The 21,676-nt window shown below is 34.8% G+C and carries 19 protein-coding genes and 5 tRNA genes; 14 read left to right on the top strand and 10 right to left on the bottom strand.

From position 1 onward, the window contains the following. Window positions 1-1,131, bottom strand: a complete 1,131-nt coding sequence (gene tgt / locus M0D21_RS14360; protein ID WP_248330704.1) for a tRNA guanosine(34) transglycosylase Tgt — start codon at window positions 1,129-1,131, stop codon at window positions 1-3. 176 nt (window positions 1,132-1,307) lie between these two features. Between tgt and M0D21_RS14355 the strand changes: the two genes are divergently transcribed. From M0D21_RS14355 to M0D21_RS14345, 3 genes are all read left to right on the top strand, one after another. Then, a complete protein-coding gene (locus M0D21_RS14355) occupies window positions 1,308-2,153 on the top strand; it encodes a transketolase (RefSeq protein ID WP_248330702.1) in 846 nt (281 codons plus the stop codon). A 23-nt stretch (window positions 2,154-2,176) separates the two neighbouring features. Then, window positions 2,177-3,130, top strand: coding sequence for a transketolase family protein (locus tag M0D21_RS14350; RefSeq protein ID WP_248330700.1), 954 nt, complete (start codon window positions 2,177-2,179; stop codon window positions 3,128-3,130). A 213-nt stretch (window positions 3,131-3,343) separates the two neighbouring features. Beyond that, window positions 3,344-3,949 (top strand): porin family protein, encoded by a 606-nt coding sequence (locus M0D21_RS14345; protein ID WP_248330698.1) that lies wholly within the window; start codon window positions 3,344-3,346, stop codon window positions 3,947-3,949. 53 nt (window positions 3,950-4,002) lie between these two features. Here M0D21_RS14345 and M0D21_RS14340 read toward each other — a convergent pair whose 3' ends face one another. Beyond that, window positions 4,003-5,178: an FKBP-type peptidyl-prolyl cis-trans isomerase gene (locus M0D21_RS14340; protein ID WP_248330696.1), complete on the bottom strand. Its 1,176-nt coding sequence runs from the start codon at window positions 5,176-5,178 to the stop codon at window positions 4,003-4,005. An 89-nt stretch (window positions 5,179-5,267) separates the two neighbouring features. Here M0D21_RS14340 and M0D21_RS14335 point away from each other — a divergent pair, with 89 nt between their 5' ends. After that, window positions 5,268-5,660, top strand: a complete 393-nt coding sequence (locus M0D21_RS14335; protein WP_248330694.1) for an RNA-binding S4 domain-containing protein — start codon at window positions 5,268-5,270, stop codon at window positions 5,658-5,660. 125 nt (window positions 5,661-5,785) lie between these two features. Continuing rightward, a complete protein-coding gene (locus M0D21_RS14330; protein WP_248330692.1) occupies window positions 5,786-6,283 on the top strand; it encodes a phosphoribosyltransferase family protein in 498 nt (165 codons plus the stop codon). Here the strand turns inward: M0D21_RS14330 and M0D21_RS14325 are convergent. Then, window positions 6,275-6,796, bottom strand: a complete 522-nt coding sequence (locus M0D21_RS14325; protein WP_248330690.1) for a shikimate kinase — start codon at window positions 6,794-6,796, stop codon at window positions 6,275-6,277. The two genes, M0D21_RS14330 and M0D21_RS14325, sit on opposite strands and share 9 nt — an antisense overlap. Window positions 6,797-6,933: 137 nt before the next feature. On the opposite strand from M0D21_RS14325, the gene M0D21_RS14320 reads away from it, so the two are divergent. From M0D21_RS14320 to M0D21_RS14300, 5 genes are all read left to right on the top strand, one after another. Then, a tRNA-Lys gene (locus tag M0D21_RS14320) sits at window positions 6,934-7,006 on the top strand. 55 nt (window positions 7,007-7,061) lie between these two features. After that, window positions 7,062-7,134 (top strand) — tRNA-Lys (locus M0D21_RS14315). A 55-nt stretch (window positions 7,135-7,189) separates the two neighbouring features. Continuing rightward, window positions 7,190-7,262 (top strand) — tRNA-Lys (locus M0D21_RS14310). Between the two features lie 55 nt (window positions 7,263-7,317). Beyond that, window positions 7,318-7,390, top strand: a tRNA-Lys gene (locus M0D21_RS14305). Window positions 7,391-7,459: 69 nt separating this feature from the next. After that, a tRNA-Leu gene (locus M0D21_RS14300) sits at window positions 7,460-7,543 on the top strand. Between the two features lie 38 nt (window positions 7,544-7,581). Here M0D21_RS14300 and M0D21_RS14295 read toward each other — a convergent pair. Next, window positions 7,582-8,007: a hypothetical protein gene (locus M0D21_RS14295; protein ID WP_248330688.1), complete on the bottom strand. Its 426-nt coding sequence runs from the start codon at window positions 8,005-8,007 to the stop codon at window positions 7,582-7,584. A 275-nt stretch (window positions 8,008-8,282) separates the two neighbouring features. On the opposite strand from M0D21_RS14295, the gene M0D21_RS14290 reads away from it, so the two are divergent. From M0D21_RS14290 to M0D21_RS14275, 4 genes are read left to right on the top strand one after another with little or no spacing between them, the layout of a single operon-like run. Beyond that, window positions 8,283-9,179: a MerR family transcriptional regulator gene (locus tag M0D21_RS14290; RefSeq protein ID WP_248330686.1), complete on the top strand. Its 897-nt coding sequence runs from the start codon at window positions 8,283-8,285 to the stop codon at window positions 9,177-9,179. 13 nt (window positions 9,180-9,192) lie between these two features. Further along, entirely contained in the window at window positions 9,193-10,689 is a 1,497-nt protein-coding gene (locus M0D21_RS14285) for a phytoene desaturase family protein (RefSeq protein WP_248330684.1), read from the top strand. A 34-nt stretch (window positions 10,690-10,723) separates the two neighbouring features. Next, window positions 10,724-11,563, top strand: a complete 840-nt coding sequence (locus M0D21_RS14280; protein ID WP_248330682.1) for a phytoene/squalene synthase family protein — start codon at window positions 10,724-10,726, stop codon at window positions 11,561-11,563. 27 nt (window positions 11,564-11,590) lie between these two features. Beyond that, window positions 11,591-12,040: a sterol desaturase family protein gene (locus M0D21_RS14275; protein ID WP_248330680.1), complete on the top strand. Its 450-nt coding sequence runs from the start codon at window positions 11,591-11,593 to the stop codon at window positions 12,038-12,040. A gap of 15 nt (window positions 12,041-12,055) precedes the next feature. Here M0D21_RS14275 and M0D21_RS14270 read toward each other — a convergent pair whose 3' ends face one another. The 6 genes from M0D21_RS14270 to M0D21_RS14245 form a co-directional block, all read right to left on the bottom strand. Next, entirely contained in the window at window positions 12,056-12,535 is a 480-nt protein-coding gene (locus M0D21_RS14270; protein ID WP_248330678.1) for a TlpA family protein disulfide reductase, read from the bottom strand. Window positions 12,536-12,794: 259 nt separating this feature from the next. After that, entirely contained in the window at window positions 12,795-14,549 is a 1,755-nt protein-coding gene (locus M0D21_RS14265; RefSeq protein ID WP_248330676.1) for a ligand-gated ion channel, read from the bottom strand. Window positions 14,550-14,622: 73 nt separating this feature from the next. After that, window positions 14,623-15,291 carry a Crp/Fnr family transcriptional regulator gene (locus tag M0D21_RS14260; RefSeq protein WP_248330674.1) on the bottom strand — a complete coding sequence of 223 codons (669 nt, stop codon included), beginning with the start codon at window positions 15,289-15,291 and terminating at the stop codon, window positions 14,623-14,625. A 122-nt stretch (window positions 15,292-15,413) separates the two neighbouring features. Further along, window positions 15,414-17,681 carry an aconitate hydratase gene (locus M0D21_RS14255; RefSeq protein WP_248330672.1) on the bottom strand — a complete coding sequence of 756 codons (2,268 nt, stop codon included), beginning with the start codon at window positions 17,679-17,681 and terminating at the stop codon, window positions 15,414-15,416. Between the two features lie 231 nt (window positions 17,682-17,912). Then, entirely contained in the window at window positions 17,913-20,690 is a 2,778-nt protein-coding gene (locus M0D21_RS14250; protein WP_248330670.1) for a bifunctional aconitate hydratase 2/2-methylisocitrate dehydratase, read from the bottom strand. A gap of 497 nt (window positions 20,691-21,187) precedes the next feature. Next, the gene (locus M0D21_RS14245; protein WP_248330668.1) at window positions 21,188-21,616 is read right to left on the bottom strand and encodes a hypothetical protein; all 429 of its coding nucleotides are present in this window, start codon (window positions 21,614-21,616) and stop codon (window positions 21,188-21,190) included. Between the last annotated feature and the right edge of the window lie 60 nt (window positions 21,617-21,676).

Raw genomic sequence — 21,676 nt, 5'->3', positions numbered from 1 at the left:
CTATAATCTTTTATCCATTTGTTTAACCATTTTGTTTTTCCAGGAGTCAAAATCTCCTGCTAAAATATGTTTTCTCGCCTCTCTAACCAACCATAGGTAAAATCCTAAATTATGTATTGTAGCTATTTGTCTTCCTAACATTTCATTTACAGAGAATAAATGTCTCAAATATGCTTTGGAATACTCTGTATCTACATAGGTAATGCCCATTTCATCGATTGGTGAGAAATCATCTTCCCACTTTTTATTTTTAATATTTATCGTACCATGTGCTGTAAAAAGCATTCCATTTCGTCCATTACGTGTTGGCATCACGCAATCGAACATATCAACACCTAGCGCTATATTTTCTAAAATATTGATGGGTGTTCCTACTCCCATTAAATATCTAGGTTTATCTTCTGGCAGAATATTCGTTACAACCTCTGTCATTTCATACATTTCTTCTGCCGGTTCTCCTACAGATAATCCACCAATTGCATTACCCAATGCACCTGCATTTGCTATATACTCTGCAGATTGCTTCCTTAAATCTTTATAGGTGCTCCCTTGTACTATTGGAAAAAAAGTTTGTTCATATCCATATTTAACCGGAATTTTTTCAAGATGTTGCATACACCTATCTAACCACCTGTGTGTCATATGCATACTTCTTTTTGCATATCCATAATCACAAGGGTATGGTGTGCATTCATCAAAGGCCATAATGATATCTGCTCCTATTGTGCGTTGAATTTCCATGACATTTTCTGGTGTAAATACATGATATGACCCGTCTATATGAGATTTAAACTTAACACCTTCTTCCTTAATTTTCCGATTTGCAGAGAGTGAATACACTTGATATCCCCCACTATCGGTTAATATATTGCGATCCCAATTCATGAATTTATGAAGTCCTCCGGCTTTTTCTAAAATCGTCGTTTGCGGTCGTAAGTATAAGTGGTACGTATTCCCAAGAATAATATCTGGGTTTATATCATTTTTCAATTCACGTTGATGAACTCCCTTTACTGATGCTACCGTTCCAACTGGCATAAAAATAGGAGTTTCTATAACTCCATGATCTGTTGTGATTTTTCCTGCCCTGGCTTTACTTAAAGGGTCCTTAGATAAAAGGTCAAATTGCATAAATTCTATTTGCTAGAGCGCAAAGATAACTAACTAAAATTACTTTGATAACCTTAGGTTTTCGAAAACTTTTCGTTATTAACAGTAGTTTCTTAATTAAAAGCTTCTCTTTGATTTTGTCACAGCATTCAAAACCTTTATTTTTGGGGCTTTATTATCAAGAAATCAGCATTATAATGCCTAAAACAAAACAACTAGAAGATTTTGCAACCCAAGTTCGTAGAGATATTCTACGCCAGGTGCATAAAGTAAACTCAGGACATCCAGGTGGCTCATTAGGGTGTACAGAATTTTTTGTCGCTCTTTACCAGGAAATCATGGAAAGAAAAGATGATTTTGACATGGATGGAATAGGCGAAGACCTTTTCTTCCTTTCGAACGGACATATCTCACCTGTTTATTACAGTGTCTTGGCGAGAAGTGGCTACTTCCCAGTAGAAGAATTAAACACTTTCAGACTAATCAACAGTAGATTACAGGGACACCCAACAACACATGAAGGACTTCCGGGAGTGCGAATTGCTTCTGGATCTTTAGGACAAGGAATGTCTGTAGCCATTGGAGCTGCCCAAGCGAAAAAACTAAACAATGACGATCATTTGGTTTTTAGTCTTCATGGTGATGGTGAACTACAGGAGGGTCAAAATTGGGAGGCCATCATGTATGCTGCTGGAAAAAATGTTGACAACCTTATTGCAACCATAGATTATAATGGTCAACAAATTGACGGTTCTACAGATGATGTGCTTCCTTTGGGTAATCTTAAAGGGAAATTTGAAGCTTTTGGCTGGGATGTAATGGAAATTAAAGAAGGTAATAACATCACTGCTGTTATTGAAGGGTTAGAAGAAGCGAAAACACGAACCGGAAAAGGAAAGCCTGTATGTGTACTTCTTCATACTGTAATGGGGAATGGTGTAGATTTCATGATGCATACACATGCTTGGCACGGAAAAGCTCCAAATGATGAACAATTAGAAATAGGATTAGCTCAAAATCCTGAAACACTTGGGGATTACTAATTTCCAAACTATAAAATAAAACAATGAAAAAATATATAGATACAGGAAAAAAAGATACTCGATCTGGTTTTGGAGCTGGTTTGGAAGAATTAGGAAAAACCAATGAGAATGTAGTAGCATTATGTGCAGACTTGATAGGATCGCTAAAAATGGATGCATTTATCGCAAACAACCCTGAGCGCTTTTTTCAAATTGGAATTGCTGAAGCCAATATGATGGGTATTGCAGCAGGTCTAACTGTTGGAGGGAAAATACCATTTACAGGAACTTTTGCTAATTTTTCTACCGGTCGTGTATATGATCAAATTCGTCAGTCTATTGCTTATAGTGGTAAAAATGTTAAAATTTGTGCTTCTCATGCTGGATTAACTCTTGGTGAAGATGGTGCTACTCACCAGATATTAGAAGACATTGGTTTGATGAAAATGTTACCAGGAATGACAGTAATCAACACTTGTGATTATAATCAAACCAAAGCAGCGACTATTGCTATAGCAGATCATGTAGGCCCAGTATATTTAAGGTTTGGAAGACCAAAGGTCGCTAATTTCACTGCAGAGGATCAAAAATTTGAAATCGGAAAAGCAGTAATGCTACAAGAAGGTACAGACGTGACCATAGTTGCTACTGGCCACTTAGTTTGGGAAGCCCTTCAAGCTGCAGAGACTTTACATAAGGAAGGGATTAGTGCTGAAGTGATTAATATTCATACTATTAAACCTTTGGACGATGAAGCAATTTTAAACTCTGTTAAGAAAACGGGTTGTGTGGTTACCGCCGAAGAACATAATTTCTTAGGAGGACTTGGAGAAAGCGTTTCTAGAGTTCTTGCTACAAATCAACCTACACCTCAAGAATTTATTGCTACAAATGATACTTTTGGCGAAAGTGGAACTCCAGACCAACTTATGGAAAAATATGGCTTAAATGCAGATGCTATTTATAAAGCCGTACATAAAGTAATGAAGAGAAAATAAGATTTTGATATCATTATAGATAGAAGTCTTCTAATTAACTTAGAAGACTTTTTTTACATCCAATTCCTAAGAGATTCTTAGCAAATATTAAAGTATTCCCAATATTATGGCAGGCTTTTTGCTACTAGAATAAATCAATTATAAAATCGTTTCTATAAATACCAACCAATTCACAAATCATTCAATTATTTATTAATCAAAAAATTATTTACAATGAAAAATGTATTGATCTTTGTTATGTTATTATCTGCCTATGGCGTATTCGCTCAGGAAAAAGGAATAACTTTTGGGGTTAAAGCCGGATTAAACTATGGTGATAATGGAAAAATTGAAATTTCTGACCTTTCTAATGCTGGAAGCAATGTTTTATCTGAAAGTGCAGATGATAGAATCGGGTATCATCTGGGAGTTTTTTTAAGAGGTAACTTAACAGATAAAATTTATCTAAAACCAGAACTTCAGTATACCGTAAACAACAGTAAATATGATGTTGCCGGAACCAGTGTAGATTATAATATTCAAAAATTAGATATGCCCATTTTACTTGGAGCGTATGTGCTTGGACCTATTCATGTTTTTGGAGGCCCTGCCCTTCAATATATGGTTGAGAATGACCTTGAAGACGTGCGCTTGGGAGATGTAAAAAATGAATTTACAGTAGGACTACAATTTGGAGCGGGTATTAAACTAGGAAAGTTAAATGCCGACATTAGATATGAGCGTGGACTAAGCAAAAACAGAGCACAAACTATAGATGAAAGTATTAGAGTTGATTCTAGACCAAACCAATTTATTTTAGGCCTAGCTTTGGATCTTTAATATCAAAATAAATAGATCAAAAAAAAACTCCGGTTCGTACCGGAGTTTTTTTTTTAATCATTTTTAACCTCTCTATCATCTTCATCAAGATGATTACTTATACCATCTCCATCATCATCATAGAAGGTAATCTCATCTAGACTAATAAAACCGTCATTATTGGCATCATTTACAGTTATTTCATCACTCGTTAATGTTCCGTCTCCATCATCATCTACATCAAGATAGTTAAACGTAGCATCTTCATCTGTATTATCATCACTATCTAACACCAATCTATCATTATCTAAATCTTCAAGATAAGATGGTATGCCATCATTATCATGATCGGATTCATTAATTGCATATAATTGTATGTTAAATATAAGAGATTTATAAGTTCCTATTCCACTACCAATGGGTGGCAAATTAAAGTAAGCCAATCCAGAAGGGATAAATACAGTAAAGTTTCCAAAGTCATCTACAAAGTCTACTGTACCATCTGCTCCAATCATACTTCCTGAAGCTCCTTTATAACCCGTTAACGCCTCTCTGAAGCCTTCAATATTAGATACTAAATCAAACCAAATTGGAGTAATCGAACTGTCAAACACTCTTCTATTTGGATCATTATTATCTACTTGATCAATCTCATCTATAATTCCATCTCCATCGGTGTCAGGCTCATCTGGATTAGAGTCTACATCGGCATTATCTGCAATACCATCTCCATCAGAATCTACTCGAGTAACACCATCATCTACATCTGCTGCTCCATCGCCATCTGCATCTACATCTGCATTATCTGGAATACCATCACCATCCTGATCAACATTTTCATATAACAGTTCACCTCTATAAGTCACCAATGTAGAATCTGCAAAAGAAGGTGCTCTCTCACCATTTGCTCCTTTTTGAAAATTTAAAATGTATAATGTATAATCGACATCATCTCTAGTAATTGTTCTTGTCTCTAATGAATCTGAATCTATTAAAGCTTGTTTACCACTGTTTTCTCCGGCAATAGTATCAAACAAAACTAGTTTATAGTCGGGATTTGATGGATTATCTTCTAATCTATAAAAATGTGTTTCTAAATATCTTCTTAAGAGCGGGTCTTCATTCGCTTGTTGCTCAGCTCTATCTCTTTCTGGCTCTACATTGTTATCATCGTCATCATCATCGTTGCTACATCCATATAAGGCTGCTAATGCCAATACACTAGCAAAAATATACTTTCTAAAATTCATCGAATTACTTTTTTGAAGGCGCAAGATACGATTTTCTCGTACTTTTGTTTTATTATTATTAAATATAAAACGCATTTTAAACAATTTTTATGCGAGTTGACAAATATTTATGGTGTATTCGATACTTCAAAACCAGAAGTATAGCCACCAAAGCCTGTAAAGAAGGAAAAGTAAGGGTTAATGGAGACCTTATTAAACCTTCGCGTGAAATCTACCCAACAGATAAGATAACAGTGCGCAAAAACCAGATCAATTATGAGCTTATGGTTTTGGACACACCTGATAACAGAGTTGGTGCCAAACTCGTCGACATATATTGTAAAGACATAACTCCGCAAGAAGCGTTGCAAAAATTAGATCTTTTAAAATATTCTAAAGATTATTACAGAAAAAAAGGAGCCGGAAGACCAACCAAAAAGGATCGTAGAGACATTGATGATTGGTTCATTGAAAAAAACGACGAAAATGAAAGCGAATCGTGAGCATGTAACAGTTAGATCACCAAAGTTTTTAAAAACTATTTAATGATTTCCTTTTAAAGTTTATCAAACTGTTTTTTACAAATTTCTATCTTTATCCCATCGAATAGTAATCAATAAAATTATCCATGCAAAGCGATAACATTATTCTAACTCATGAGCAGATACAACATAAAATAAAACGTATCGCTTATCAGATCTATGAAACAAACGTAAATGAAAAAGAAATCGTTATTGCCGGTATTGCCGATAATGGATACATTTTTGCCGAAAGATTAAAAACAATCCTCGAAAACATCTCAGATATCAAAGTTCTTTTGTGTAAAGTTACCATGAATAAAAAATCACCTCAAAACACTGTAACAACCTCTTTGCGACCTGAAGAATACCAAAACAAATCTTTGGTTCTTATCGATGATGTTCTCAATTCAGGTACTGCTTTAATCTATGGCGTAAATCATTTTTTACAGGTTCCTTTACATATGTTTAAAACCGCTGTTTTAGTCAATAGAAATCACAAAAAATATCCTATCAAGGCCGATTTTAAAGGAATTTCATTATCGACTTCGCTTCACGAACATGTAGAAGTAAAATTTGGAAGTGAGGATGTAGCTATCTTAAAATAAGTTTTCACAAATCTCTACACTAATTTCGGAAGCTCCTTTATTATCTGTAGTTACCCTTACATCTGCCTGGTTATAGTAGTAAGATCTTTCAAAAAGATGTTTTCTAATAAAATCTTTTAAATCTTCCTCTTCTTTGATGTGGGCAATTAACGGACGTTTATCTTTTTCTACAAATAACCTTTCAGTAAGCACATCTAATGAAGTATTCAAATAGATACTTTTTAGATCAGAATATGTTTTTAGAAGATCCATATTACCAGCGAAACATGGTGTCCCTCCACCCAATGAAATTACAACATCTATTTTACTTTCTAAAACCTCCTTTAGATACTCAGACTCCTTTTTTCTAAAATATATCTCTCCTTTATCATTAAAAATTTGAGAAATAGTTTTCTTTTCCTGAATCTCAACATAATTGTCTAAATCTAGATATTCAAACTTTTTATCTTCTGCCAACTTCCTGCCTACCAAAGACTTTCCACTACCCATATAGCCTAATAACACAAGTATCATTAATTATTTTTTAAGGTTTAAAATGTGTAAAAAAAACGTTATTAAAAATAAAACACAAATTTATATCAAATTCTTCTTGAAAAATAAATTAATGATAGTATATTTGCACCCGCATTCAGGAAATAGATGATGCATTAGACTTGGTAGCTCAGTTGGTAGAGCATCTCCCTTTTAAGGAGAGGGTCCTGGGTTCGAGCCCCAGCCAAGTCACAAGAAATAACGAAAGTTATTTTGAGTTCTTTTAAAATCTTAAAAGATGTTTAATGACCAGGTAGCTCAGTTGGTAGAGCATCTCCCTTTTAAGGAGAGGGTCCTGGGTTCGAGCCCCAGCCAAGTCACAAGAAATAACGAAAGTTATTTTGAGTTCTTTTAAAATCTTAAAAGATGTTTAATGACCAGGTAGCTCAGTTGGTAGAGCATCTCCCTTTTAAGGAGAGGGTCCTGGGTTCGAGCCCCAGCCAAGTCACAAGAAATAACGAAAGTTATTTTGAGTTCTTTTAAAATCTTAAAAGATGTTTAATGACCAGGTAGCTCAGTTGGTAGAGCATCTCCCTTTTAAGGAGAGGGTCCTGGGTTCGAGCCCCAGCCTGGTCACTAAAAAGTATCGTATATTGCGATACTTTTTTAGTTTAGCACTATATTATAATTGCTCTTTTGAGATTTGCCCAGGTGCTGGAATTGGTAGACAGGCATGGTTGAGGGCCATGTGTCCATTAGGGCGTGCGGGTTCGACTCCCGCTCTGGGCACTCTTTTACTTTAGAGGCCATTTTTAACTCTTTTGAAATTACTTAGAACAGCTTTTTATAGCTTCATAAAAGACATTATACTCTGCTACTGGTATTACGTTTCCTTTTGTACTCATTACAATCGAACCGCCATTTTCAAAATTACGTAATGACAACATATTTTTAGCAAAACCTGTATACACTACTTCAAAATGTGTTTGATCCTTTATTCTTAACTCCTCAACTTCGAATTCAAAAGAACCATCTTCTCCCGTGTAGGCATACATACAATCATTGTCATCCAGATACAATTTTACAGCAGCGTAAGGAACTTTCTTTTTCTTTCGATCCACAACCTTTCCTTTAATAACTCTTAGCTCTTTTGGTAACTCAATACCATCGGTCGATTTCCCATCAGAATTCCCATTAGATTTACAAGAAACCAGAAAAACAAAGCTCAAACAAAAAACAATAATTTTTTTCATAGATAAAGTTTTAATTTTTGAAAATAGCTAATAACTGCACTTTATGAATTCACACTTCACTGTCTTAAGAGTATGTTAAATATACAAAATTGTATTTTTTTTCTCCTAAAAAAAAGCCCAGAATATGGTTTGAAAAGGGCTCAAGAGTAAAACAACGTTCCAATTATTTATTAACAAAAGACCTTTTTTTAACAAAAAAAGATGTTATTTTAACATATAATGAAATAATAAATGAATTCTTTTAACTAAGTTTGTTTAAGAATTTTTAGAAAAAGGTGAACAACATTAAACAAACATTCAGTATTAAAGACCTCGAAAATCTTTGCGGAGTCAAAGCCCATACCATAAGGATTTGGGAGAAAAGATACAACCTATTATCACCAGATCGAACCCAAACCAATATTAGAACCTATAACTTAAAAAGTTTACAAAAACTACTTAATGTTACTTATTTGGTGAATAGCGGTTATAAGATTTCTAGAATTTCAAAATTAGACGAGCAAGAAATAAATGAGTACGTTAGAAGTATTGTTTCTGATAATAGCACAAAAAATCAAGCAATTAATTCTTTTAAAATTGCTATGCTTAATTATGATCTGGAACTTTTTCTGGGCACTTATGAACAATTAGAGCAGCGAAGAAATTTTAGACAAATTTTCATTGATATTTTTATTCCATTACTAAAGGAGATAGGACTATTATGGCAAACAGATACGATAAGTCCTGCTCATGAGCATTTTGTTACGAATCTAATAAAGCAAAAATTACTTCTGAATATTGAGAAGCTTCAGTACGCCACGCCAACAAAAAAGGAAAAGGCTTTTATTCTTTTCCTACCAGAAAATGAAATACACGAATTAGGTCTACTTTATATAAATTATGAAATTTTATTACATGGATACAAAGCAATTTATTTGGGACCCAGTATTCCTCTAGATAGTTTACCCAACATGCTTGCCTTTCATGAAAACACGGTATTCGTTTCTTATTTCACCATTAAACCAGAAAAAGATAATATCAGCCGATACGTAGAAGACTTCAATAAAATAATTTGCGAGGAACGCGTGAGCGAGTTTTGGATGCTCGGAAAACAAATTATGCACGTTTCTCATAGCAGTGCCCCTAATCATCGTTATTTTGAATCTATAAGTTCTTTAATCACAGAACTTTAATCTGCTTTTCATTATGTCTAAAAAAATAGTAATCATTGGATCTGGTTTCTCTTCTCTTTCTGCGTCTTGTTATTTGGCCCAAATTGGGTATAATGTTGAGATTTATGAAAAAAACAGCACTATAGGCGGAAGAGCAAGACAGTTGAAGAAAGAGGGCTTTACTTTCGATATTGGCCCTTCGTGGTATTGGATGCCTGATGTTTTTGAGAGTTTTTTCAAAGATTTTGACACATTGGTATCCGATTATTACACACTAGATAAGCTAAATCCGGCATATAAAGTATTTTTCAAAGAAAAAGAAAGCATTATTATAGAAGATACTCTTGAAAAAATATACAGAGCTTTTGAAGCCGAAGAAAAAGGTAGTTCGATAAAGTTGCAAAAATTCATTGCCACTGCTCGTAACAATTATGATATTGCTATAAAAAACTTGGTCTACAGACCTGGAGTCTCTCCTCTTGAACTAGTAACCAAAGAAACCATACAAAGAGTTGGACAATTTTTCAGTACTATTTCTAAGGAGGTAAGAAAAGAGTTTACCAATGAAAAATTAATACAAATTCTTGAGTTTCCTGTTTTATTTTTAGGTGCCAAACCAAGTGATACCCCAGCATTTTATAGCTTTATGAATTATGCTGATTTCGGACTTGGAACTTGGCATCCCAGAGGTGGAATGTATCAAGTAATACTCGGAATGGAGAAATTGGCTAAATCTTTAGGTGTTAAAATTCATACCAATGCCAATGTAGATAAGATTATAGTGGAAGACGGTATAGCAACGGGTATTATGGTTAATGCTAATGAAATAGATGCCGATATTGTCGTTTGTGGAGCCGATTATCATCATGGAGAATCTTTATTAGATAATAAATACAGGCAATACTCTGAAAAATATTGGGAACAAAAGACATTTGCACCTTCTTCTCTACTCTTCTATGTAGGGTTTGATAAAAAATTAAAAAACATACATCACCATAACTTGTTTTTTGATACGGATTTTGACAAACATGCCAAGGATATATATGACGAACCTAGATGGCCTGAAGAACCTCTATTCTACGCCAATTTCACCTCATTAACAGATCCTGGCACTGCTCCGGAAGGTAATGAAAATGGTTTTTTCCTGATTCCATTAGCTCCAGGAATTGAAGACACAGAAAAATTACGTGAGCAATATTTTGACAAAATAATTACACGCTTCGAGGCATTAACAGAACAAAATGTTAAAAATAATATTATCTTTAAAGAAAGCTTTTGTGTTAAAGATTTCATTAAAGAATATAATTCATACAAAGGAAATGCTTACGGAATGGCCAATACACTATTGCAGACCGCATTTCTTAGACCTAAGCTGAAGAGTAAAAAAGTTGAACATTTATTTTTTACTGGTCAGCTCACTGTACCAGGACCCGGTGTCCCCCCTTCTTTAATCTCAGGTAAGCTGGTAGCAGGATTGATTGACAACCAATACAGTAAACAAATAAAAGAACTCGAAAAAGTTCTTACCTAACTTAAATACACAAATATCTTAAACCCTCATTCCTATGAAAGCTATCTTTGACACAGTATCGTTTGATTGTAGTAAAATTGTTACCAATTCTTATAGCACTTCTTTCTCTTTGGCTTCAAAAATGCTATCGGATTCCATAAGACAAGATATTTACAATATTTATGGTTTTGTAAGATTTGCCGACGAAATTGTGGACACTTTTCACGATTATAATAAAGAGCATCTTTTTAATGACTTCGAAGAAGAAATGTATAAGGCTATAGAACATAAGATTAGTCTAAATCCTATTCTAAATGCCTTTCAAAAAACAGTTCATCAATACAATATACAACCTGAGCTTTATGAAGCATTCATGAAAAGCATGCGATTAGATTTACATAAAACCGACTATCTTACGAACGAAGAATATAAAGAGTATATCTATGGCTCTGCAGATGTGGTAGGACTGATGTGCCTTAAGGTTTTTGTAAAAGGAGACGAACAAAAATATAATGACCTTAAAGATAGCGCAATGCATCTGGGATCGGCTTTCCAGAAAGTGAATTTCCTGAGAGATTTAAAAGCAGATTATGAAGATTTAAACAGAACGTATTTCCCTAATACCGATTTAAGACAATTAGACGAAGAGGCTAAACTTAGAATCATTAACGAAATTGAAGATGATTTTGAAAGAGGGTTAACCGGTATCTTAAAACTACCCGTAGAAGCTAAATTTGGAGTATACACAGCTTTTATTTACTATAAAAAGCTTCTAAATAAATTGAAAAGAACCCCTTCTTTAGAAATAAAAAATACTAGAATCAGGGTTCCTAATTATCAAAAATTTGGATTACTTGCTAAATCCTATTTTGATTACAGATTAAACTTAATTTAAACGTATTTTTGTATAAAATATCATACCGTGAAATTACTCATCCAAATACTCGTTTTTCTTGCAGCTTTTTCTATTATGGAATTTATGGCCTGGTTTACTCATAAATATGTGATGCATGGTTTTTTATGGTCTTTGCACAAAGATCATCATCATAAGGACCACAACAGTTGGTGGGAACGAAATGACTTTTTCTTTGTTTTTTATGCCATTGTAAGTATGTCTTGTATATTATTTCATAATTCTGAAACCTTTTGGATAGGAATTCCTATTGGTTTAGGGATTTTAGCTTATGGAATTGCTTATTTTGTGGTTCATGATATATTTATTCACCAGCGTTTCAAAATGTTTCGAAATGCCAATAATTGGTACGCCAAAGGAGTGAGGAGAGCTCATAAAATACATCACAAAAACATTGGAAAAGAAAAGGGTGAATGCTTTGGAATGTTGGTAGTGCCTTTTAAATATTTTAAAAAATAGCAGCGCTTAAATATTTTATTCTGCTATTAATTTATCCAGTGTTTCTCGAACACTATCGCTGTTCCAGTTAGCAGCTCCTACTTTATGAATGATTACATTCCCAGACTTATCTATAACATAAGTTCCCGGAATAGGTTTGTGAACAAATGGTTCTGGATGCGATGATAAAGATCTATAAATAGGATAGTAGTAATCTTTATCACTCATAAATTTATTCAGCTCTGGATCATCATCTTCGGTTAAAAACACAAAAACTACTTTATCCTTATAGTCATTATATAGCTTTTGCAAAGAAGGCATCTCTGCAATACAAGGAGGACACCAGGTTGCCCAATAATTAAGCAGTACAACTTTACCTTGAGCGGTATCAAAATTCATAGATTCGGTATTCACACCATGTAGTTTCCAATCATAGGACTCAACTTTCACCCTTTCTTCTACCGCTACTAGCCCGGGACTAAAAGAAAAAATTCTGGTCAAAAATATCTGCATCATTCCTCGGGTATTAGGAATAAAAAATAATACTAATATTATTACAAAAATTAGGTTAGATATCTTTTTCTTATTCAATTTCATTAAGCGTTTTATTAAATGTTCTATATCCTTTACAAATCTATAAATTAATAAAGCGCAATCGTAGATTGCGCTTTAAAACTAACAAAAAAACAACGAACTATTTTGATACTCTTCTTAAAAGAAATGAATCGCCATTCAGTTCGAATGAAAATCATTATGACATTGTGTTTTATTTAGTTTAGTTTCGGGTCACCTGTATAGAGTTAGAAAGTGCAAAATCTCCCATAACGTCATTTGCATTCATTCCCGCTTCTAAACCTGTAACTGTTCCATTATATCGTGCATACCAGATCAAGCATACTCCTGCTCCTGCTCCATCAAAATTATTAGCTTCTACCATTGCCAAAGTAGCAGGTAATCCTAAAATCACACCTTGATCATCTGTTATAATCCATGTACTATTTTCTCCAAACGCGTTAGAGCTGTCTATAGTAATTCCAGAAACCATATCTGGTGTTCCATCTCCAGCAGTAAAAGTAAACGGCCCTCCTGAAATCGTTCCTGCCTTTGCAACCTGATTGCGAATCACTTCAATAGAATTAGAAAGATCAAAATCTCCTGTAACGTCATTGGCATTCATCCCAGCTTGTAAACCTGTTACCATTCCATTATATCTAGCATACCATATTAAACATGTTCCATCTCCTGCCCCATCAAAATCATTAGCTTCTACCATTGCTAAAGTTCCTGGTAACCCTAAAATTACTCCCTGATCATCTGTAATAACCCAAGTACTGTTATCTCCAAATGCATTAGTATCATCCAGTGTAATTCCAGAAACCATATCTGGTGTACCATCTCCTACACTAAAAGTAAAAGGACCTCCAGAAATTTTACCAGCATTTACTACTTGATTACGAACTACTTCTATCGAATTCGAAAGTGCAAAATCTCCTTCTACATTGTTGGCATTCATTCCCATTTCCAAACCTGTAACAGTTCCGTTATATCTAGCATACCAAATCAAACACGTACCAGCACCTGCATCGTCAAAATTCACACCCTCTACCATTTCCAGAGTACCTGGTAATCCCAAAATAACCCCCTGGTCATCAGTAATAATCCATGTACTATTTTCTCCAAACGCTTCGCTAGAATCTAAGGTAATTCCAGAAACCATATCAGCATCTCCATCAACATCGAAACTAAAAGGGCCACCGGCAATACTACCAGCATTTGCTACTCGATTACGAACCACTTCTATAGCGTTTGAAAGATCAAATTCACCGGTAACATCATTTGCATTCATTCCCATTTCTAAACCGGTAACAGTACCATTATATCTAGCATACCAAATTAAACACAAACCATCGCCAGCACCATCAAAATCAACACCTTCAACCATTTCTAATGTCCCTGGAAGGCCTAAAATCATTCCATCTCCATCGGTAATCACCCAAGTACTGTTATCTCCAAAAGCATTGGTATCATCTAGCGTTATTCCAGAAACCATATCTGGTGTTCCGTCTGCAACACTAAACTCAAAAGGACCTCCCGCTATTTTACCTGCATTTACTACTTGATTACGAACCACTTCAATAGAATTTGAAAGATCAAAATCTCCTTCTACATCATTTGCATTCATTCCCATTTCTAGACCTGTAACGCTTCCATTATATCTAGCATACCAAATCAAACATGTACCCGCTCCTGCATCATCAAAATTTACACCTTCAACCGCCTCAATTGTTGGTGGCATACCTAAAATCAAACCTTGATCATCTGTAATGATCCATACACTACTGTCACCTATAGCATTGGTAGCATCCAAGGTAACCCCAGAAACCATATCAGGCTCTCCATCTACATCAAATTCGAATGGACCTCCGGCAATTGTCCCGGCCTCTGCAGCTGGAATGCTATCGTCGTCGTCATTACAAGAGGTTGCAATTACACCAATTGCTAAAACCCCCAAAACTAATTTTTTAAACATTGCTTTTGTTTTTATGATTATTAGATCATAAAATTATCTACATCTAACTTTTTAAAATGTTAGGTAGCTTACATTAGGCAACATTTTTCAATCTAATTTCTTTTCGACTGAAGTCAATAATATTGGATTCTTTGAGCTCGTTGAGAATAATATTTAATGTAGGTCTTGAAGTTCCTATCAAATTGGCAATATCTTTTTGAGTATAAGGATGTTCGATTACCATATCACCGGTATCTGGACAACAATGTCCATAATCTTCTTTAAGTTCATTTAAAAACTCCAAGAGTCTTGTTTTTGTGTCTTTAAAAAGAAGCAATTGCAATCTTCTTTCCAGTCTTCTGAAACGTAGACCAATAAACTTATATATCCGTAAACTGAAAGATTGATTATCTCTCATTAAACCATGCATGGTATCTACACCTATTGGGCAAATTGATGTTTTATTATCTACCGATTGTGCAAATTCAGTTCTTTTATTAACTCCAAGGATTGCTTTTTCTCCAAAAATTTCTCCTCTAGTTAAAATAGCCTTAACCACCTCATGACCATCTTCTGCATAATAACCGATTTTTACTTTTCCATTCTCTATTAGGTAAACTTTGTTAGCGGAGTCTTCTTCAAAATAGATGTAGTCGTTTTTTCTGTAAGCGTCGAAATCGTGATCTTTCTTGTATTTTTTGAACTTATGAGGGCACAATACCTTAAAGAGATTTGCATCCTCGAAGAACCAGATAGCACTCATGATGATTGTGTTTAGATGTTAGTTAAAATTTACGTCGTAAAACACTAGTATTCCTTACACTAAAAAACAAAAAACTCCTGATTTTATTTCAGGAGTTTAAAAAAATAAATACTGATTATATGTTAAGCATTCTGCTTCTTAATCAAATTTAACGCAGAACCTTCTTTGAACCATTCTATTTGAGAATCATTATACGTATGATTTAATTTAATAGTGTCTTTGGAACCATCTGCATGTACCATCTCCAAAGTGAGCTGTTTATTAGGTGCAAATTGATCTAAATCTAAGAAATTGAACGTATCATCTTCCTGAATTAAATCATAATCATTTTCATTGTCAAATGTTAATCCTAACATTCCTTGTTTTTTAAGGTTTGTTTCATGGATACGGGCAAATGACTTCACAATTACAGCTACTACTCCCAAATGTCTAGGTTCCATTGCTGCATGCTCGCGAGAAGAACCTTCACCATAATTATGATCTCCTACCACAATAGTAGGAACTCCTGCAGCTTTATATGCTCGTTGTACTGTAGGCACACCATCATAATCTCCATCTAACTGACTCTTAACAAAGTTTGTTTTCTTGTTATACGCATTTACAGCCCCTATCAAGCAGTTATTAGATATATTATCTAAATGTCCTCTATATCGTAACCATGGTCCTGCCATTGATATATGGTCTGTGGTACACTTACCAAATGCTTTGATTAATAATTTAGCGCCTTTAATCTCATTTCCAATAGGTTCAAAGGGAGTTAATAGCTCTAACCGTTCAGAATTTGGATCAACTACCACTTCTACTCCACTTCCATCTTCAACAGGTTCCAGATAACCATTCTCTTTCACTTCAAAACCTTTTGGAGGTAATTCCCATCCTGTTGGTTCATCTAACATCACTTCTTGTCCATCTTCATTAAGTAACTTATCAGTAATAGGATTAAAATCCAGACGCCCTGCTATTGCAATTGCAGCTGTTAGCTCTGGAGAGGCTACAAACGCATGTGTATTTGGATTACCGTCGGCACGTTTGGCAAAATTTCTATTAAATGAATGAACAATACTGTTTTTAGGGGCATTTTTAGGATCTTCATAACGCCCCCATTGTCCTATACAAGGACCGCACGCATTTGTAAAGATTTTGGCATCCAGTTTTTCAAAAACACTTAAAATTCCATCTCTTTCTGCAGTATAACGCACTTGCTCAGAACCAGGGTTGATTCCAAACTCTGCTTTTGTTTTTAACCCTTTATCCAATGCCTGCTGTGCTATTGAAGAAGCTCGGGATAAATCTTCATAGGAAGAGTTTGTACACGAACCTATGAGTCCCCATTCCACTTTTAGTGGCCAATCATTGGCTGTTGCCTTTTCTGTCATAGCTTTACCTACCTGAGTAGATAAATCTGGGGTAAACGGTCCGTTCAACAATGGACCAAGCTCTGAAAGATTAATATCTATTACCTGATCAAAATATTGCTCTGGATTTTCATATACCTCTGGATCGGCAGTAAGATATTCTTTTACAGCATTTGCAGCATCTGCTACATCTGCTCTATCTGTAGCTCGTAAATAACGTTCCATCGACTCATCATATCCAAATGTAGATGTAGTAGCTCCTATTTCTGCTCCCATATTACATATGGTACCTTTACCTGTACACGACATAGATGTAGCACCGGGACCAAAATATTCTACAATAGCACCTGTTCCTCCTTTTACGGTAAGGATTTCTGCTACTTTTAGAATTACATCTTTAGGAGCTGTCCAACCCGATAGTTTACCCGTTAGTCTTACTCCTATTAATTTAGGAAACTTCAATTCCCAAGGCATTCCCGCCATTACATCTACAGCATCAGCTCCACCAACACCGATAGCCACCATTCCCAATCCTCCAGCATTTACAGTGTGAGAATCGGTACCAATCATCATTCCTCCAGGAAATGCATAATTTTCTAAAACTACCTGGTGAATAATTCCAGCTCCAGGTTTCCAGAAACCAATACCATATTTATTGGATACAGATTCCAAAAAATTAAATACCTCGTTACTATTATTTAGAGCAGTTTGCAAATCTACCGTTGCTCCTACTTTTGCCTGTATCAAGTGATCACAGTGCACTGTGGTAGGTACTGCAACCTTTTTCTTTCCCGCTTGCATAAACTGTAACAACGCCATCTGTGCAGTAGCATCTTGACAAGCAATACGGTCTGGTGCAAAATCTACATAATCTTTCCCTCGCGTAAAAGCATTTTTTGCTTTACCATCCCAAAGATGTGAATACAAAATTTTCTCTGCCAAAGTTAAAGGTTTGCCGGTTACCTCACGCGCTGCATCCACTCTTTCTGCAACCTGGGCATATACCTTTTTAATCATATTAATATCAAATGCCATAAGACTTTTATATATTTCCGTTAGTATCTATTAAGTATTGTAAGATACGAAATATAGTATGACTACGAAACGGTAGTTTGAATATAGAATGATTATAAAAAAAAGGAGATTTCTCCAAAACAACCACCTAACAAGGTTTAATTATTTATTCCAAACAAACTTATTACTACCCAAAAACTAAAAAGCCTTAGTTTTTACTAAGGCTTTTTAATTATGCAAATAGACAACTGGTTATATAACCAATTCCTTTTGTGATGGTTTAAACTTTGTCAATACAATACCATCTACAGCTGCCTCATATTCTTCCATAGTAGGAGTTCTGCCTAAAATTGTAGAAAGTACTACTACTGGAGTTGATGATAACAGTGATTCTCCTTTTTTCTCGTTAGAATCTTTAACCACTCTTCCCTGGAATAAACGAGTTGAAGTAGCCATTACTGTATCACCGGGCTCTGCTTTTTCTTGATTACCCATACAAAGGTTACATCCTGGACGCTCCAGATATAACATGTTTTCATATTTAGTACGAGCCAATCCTTTTGGAGCATTATCGTCAAATACAAATCCAGAGTATTTTTCTAGCACTTCCCAATCTCCCTCTTCTTTCAACTCATCAACAATATTATATGTTGGAGGAGCAACAACTAAAGGAGCATTAAATTCTACTTTACCTTCCTTAGACTCGATATTTTTTAACATCTGTGCCAAGATCTTCATATCTCCCTTATGCACCATACAAGACCCTACAAAACCTAAATCTACTTGCTTAGTTCCTCCGTAGTAAGATAATGGACGAATTGTATCATGAGTATAACGCTTAGAAGGATCATCATTATTAACATCTGGATCGGCGATCATAGGCTCTGCAATTTCATCTAGATCGATAACAACTTCTGCATAGTATTTTGCATTGGCATCAGGCCTTAAGGTAGGTCTCGTTCCAGTCTTAATCTCCTCGATTCTTTTATTAGCTTTATCAACCAGACCCTTAAGAACTTGTTTCTCGTTATCCATTCCTTTCTTTATCATGATCTGGATACGGTCTCTTGCTATCTCTAGTGACTCGATTAAGGTTTCATCTTCTGAAATACAAATCGAAGCTTTTGCTTTCATCTCTGCTGTCCAATCTGTAAATGTAAAAGCCTGGTCAGAGGTTAAGGTACCTATGTGTACTTCAATAATTCTTCCTTGGAATACATTTTCACCACCAAATTGCTTTAACATCTGTTGCTGGGTAGCGTGAACTACATCACGGAAGTCCATAAAACTTCTCATATCCCCTTTAAAAGTAACTTTTACAGAATCTGGGATTGGCATTGTTGCTTCTCCTGTTGCTAGTGCTAATGCTACTGTTCCTGAATCAGCTCCAAATGCAACACCTTTAGACATCCTGGTATGTGAATCTCCTCCAATAATAACATCCCAATCATCTACTGCAATATCATTAAGCACTTTATGAATTACGTCTGTCATTGAATGATAAACACCTTGAGGATCACGTGCTGTAATTAATCCAAAGTCGTTCATAAATTTCATTAACCTTGGAATATTGGCTTTTGACTTATCATCCCATACTGAAGCTGTATGACAACCTGATTGATACCCAGCATCTACAATTGGAGAAATTACTGTTGCGGCCATCATCTCTAGTTCCTGAGAAGTCATTAATCCCGTAGTATCTTGAGAACCTACAATATTCACTTCAACACGAACATTAGAACCTGTATGCAATGTTTTACCCGGTGTAGTTCCAACAGCATTCTTATTAAAGATTTTTTCTACAGCTGTTAATCCTTGTCCTTCTATAGAAATTTCTTTTGAAGGTGCATATACCTGAGGAACTTCTACACCCAAAACCTTACAAGCAAACGTTTGTAATTTTTTCCCAAAAACTACTGCATAAGATCCACCAGCTTTTATGAATTCTAGTTTTTGAGGTGTTAAAGCCGTTGAAATATCTTTTAATTCTTGATTCCCGCTATACAGCTTCTTTTCTTTTGTATTTATGGTAAGAACAGTACCTGTTTCAACAGAATATACTTGTTTTAACACTGGTTCCCCATCTTCATCAACTATAGTATTTCCATTTTCATCTTTCTGCTTTACCCAGTTTTTTAAATCAATACCGATTCCTCCGGTTACTCCAACTGTAGTTAAGAAAATTGGAGCAATTCCATTGGTACCTGCTATTACCGGAGCAATATTGATAAACGGCACATAAGGGCTAGAACTTACACCGGTCCATAATGCTACATTGTTTACCCCAGACATTCTTGAAGAACCAACTCCCATTGTTCCTTTTTCTGCGATCAACATAATACGTTTATCAGGATGTTGCTCCTTAAGAGCCAACACTTCCTTTTGCATTTCTTTATTATGTTCAAAAATCGATTGACCGTGTAACTCGCGATCTGATCTTGAGTGCGCATCTGCTCCTGGAGAAAGTAAATCGGTAGAAATATCACCTATTCCAGCAATATATGTTACTACTTCTATTTCTTCATCAACTTCGGGTAGTTTGGTAAAAAACTCTGCTTGGGCATAACTTTCTATAATGTCCTTCGCAATCTCACTTCCTGCTTTATACGCTCCTTCTAAACGTTCGGTATCTGCTTCATAAAGAAATACCTGAGTTTTTAGCACCTTAGCCGCTTCCATAGCTATTTCTGTGTCCTCTCCTAATGCTAAATCTAATAGCACTTCAATAGAAGGACCTCCTTTCATATGAGATAATTGCTCAAAAGCAAAAGCCCTTGAAATCTCTTCAATAACAGATTCACCAAGAATAATTTCTTTTAAAAACTTAGCCTTTACCCCAGCAGCACTAGTTGTACCGGGTAATGTATTGTAAATAAAAAAGTGAAGAGAATCCTCTCGATGCGGGTTATTTTTATCTTTAATCTGCGAAATTATTTCGCTTAATAACTCTGCTCCATCAATTGGTTTAGGGTGCAAACCAAGGGATTTTCTTTCTTCAATTTCCTTGATGTAATCGTTATAAGTGTTCATATAATAAATAATAGAATTCTAAATATTAATCTTCTATATGTAACTAGCACATATACATTCTTTTCTCTTTTGCATAAGGTTATCAAATTTAAACCTATATATAATCGCTACAGTTTATAACCTCTGTTGCGAAATCAACAAAATCCTTACATTTTGTTCGCGTTTTAAAAATCTTAAGCCTGTGTTATTTCGTTGTGTGTTATGCATCAAAAAAGTCTGACGAAAATACGAATTTTAAAGGATTTTTATTAAATGAATAGTCCTAATGCCTTGTTTTTTCATTTTTCAAAAAAATAAGCAATTCATTTCTTCAAATTCGCAAAATCAGTTAATCAAAAATGTTAATTCACTAAAAAAAATACTAATAAATAATGGCTCTAATTTTCATTTTACGAAAACGTTGTAGTGAAGTAGTAAAAAAAAGTCTAATTCATTGCTAAAAAAGAAAAAGTGGAGCCCCAAAAGACTCCACTTTCTACATTTTTACTTTTTACTCTTTAGTGTCTGCCACCTCGTTTTTTGCCTTTCTTTCTTTTTCTTAAATTTTCATAGGCCAACAATTGCTCTTCAGACAATGAAGCTTTAAACGATTCATTGTTCGAACGCATTGTTTCACGATGAGATTTAACCATTTTACGTTGATCCTCTGTCATTGTAGGCATCAACGCCTTTCTTCTTTCTCTTTTTGAAAGATCATCATTGTTTACAATCTCAAGTTGTTCCTCACTAAAAGTAGCTTCTATGTCTGCTTTATGCTGTTCTCTTAACTCTTTCTGATTATCAAAAAGGCTTTTTTGATCTTCTGAAAGGCTCTCATAAAACTCTGTCATTTTTTTACCTCTTTTACCAAGTGCCTCTTCAGATTGAGCATTGGATATAAAAACCGAACACATCAACGCGAATACAACTACTAAAATACTTCTCATTATTATATTATTTAAGGTTTAGTAGAGGTAAGACCTTAAAAACAAATGAAGGTTTAATTT

This window comes from Aquimarina acroporae (assembly GCF_023195925.1).
Taxonomy (GTDB): Bacteria; Bacteroidota; Bacteroidia; order Flavobacteriales; family Flavobacteriaceae; genus Aquimarina; species Aquimarina acroporae.
This window is presented reverse-complemented; position numbering and strand designations above follow the sequence as displayed.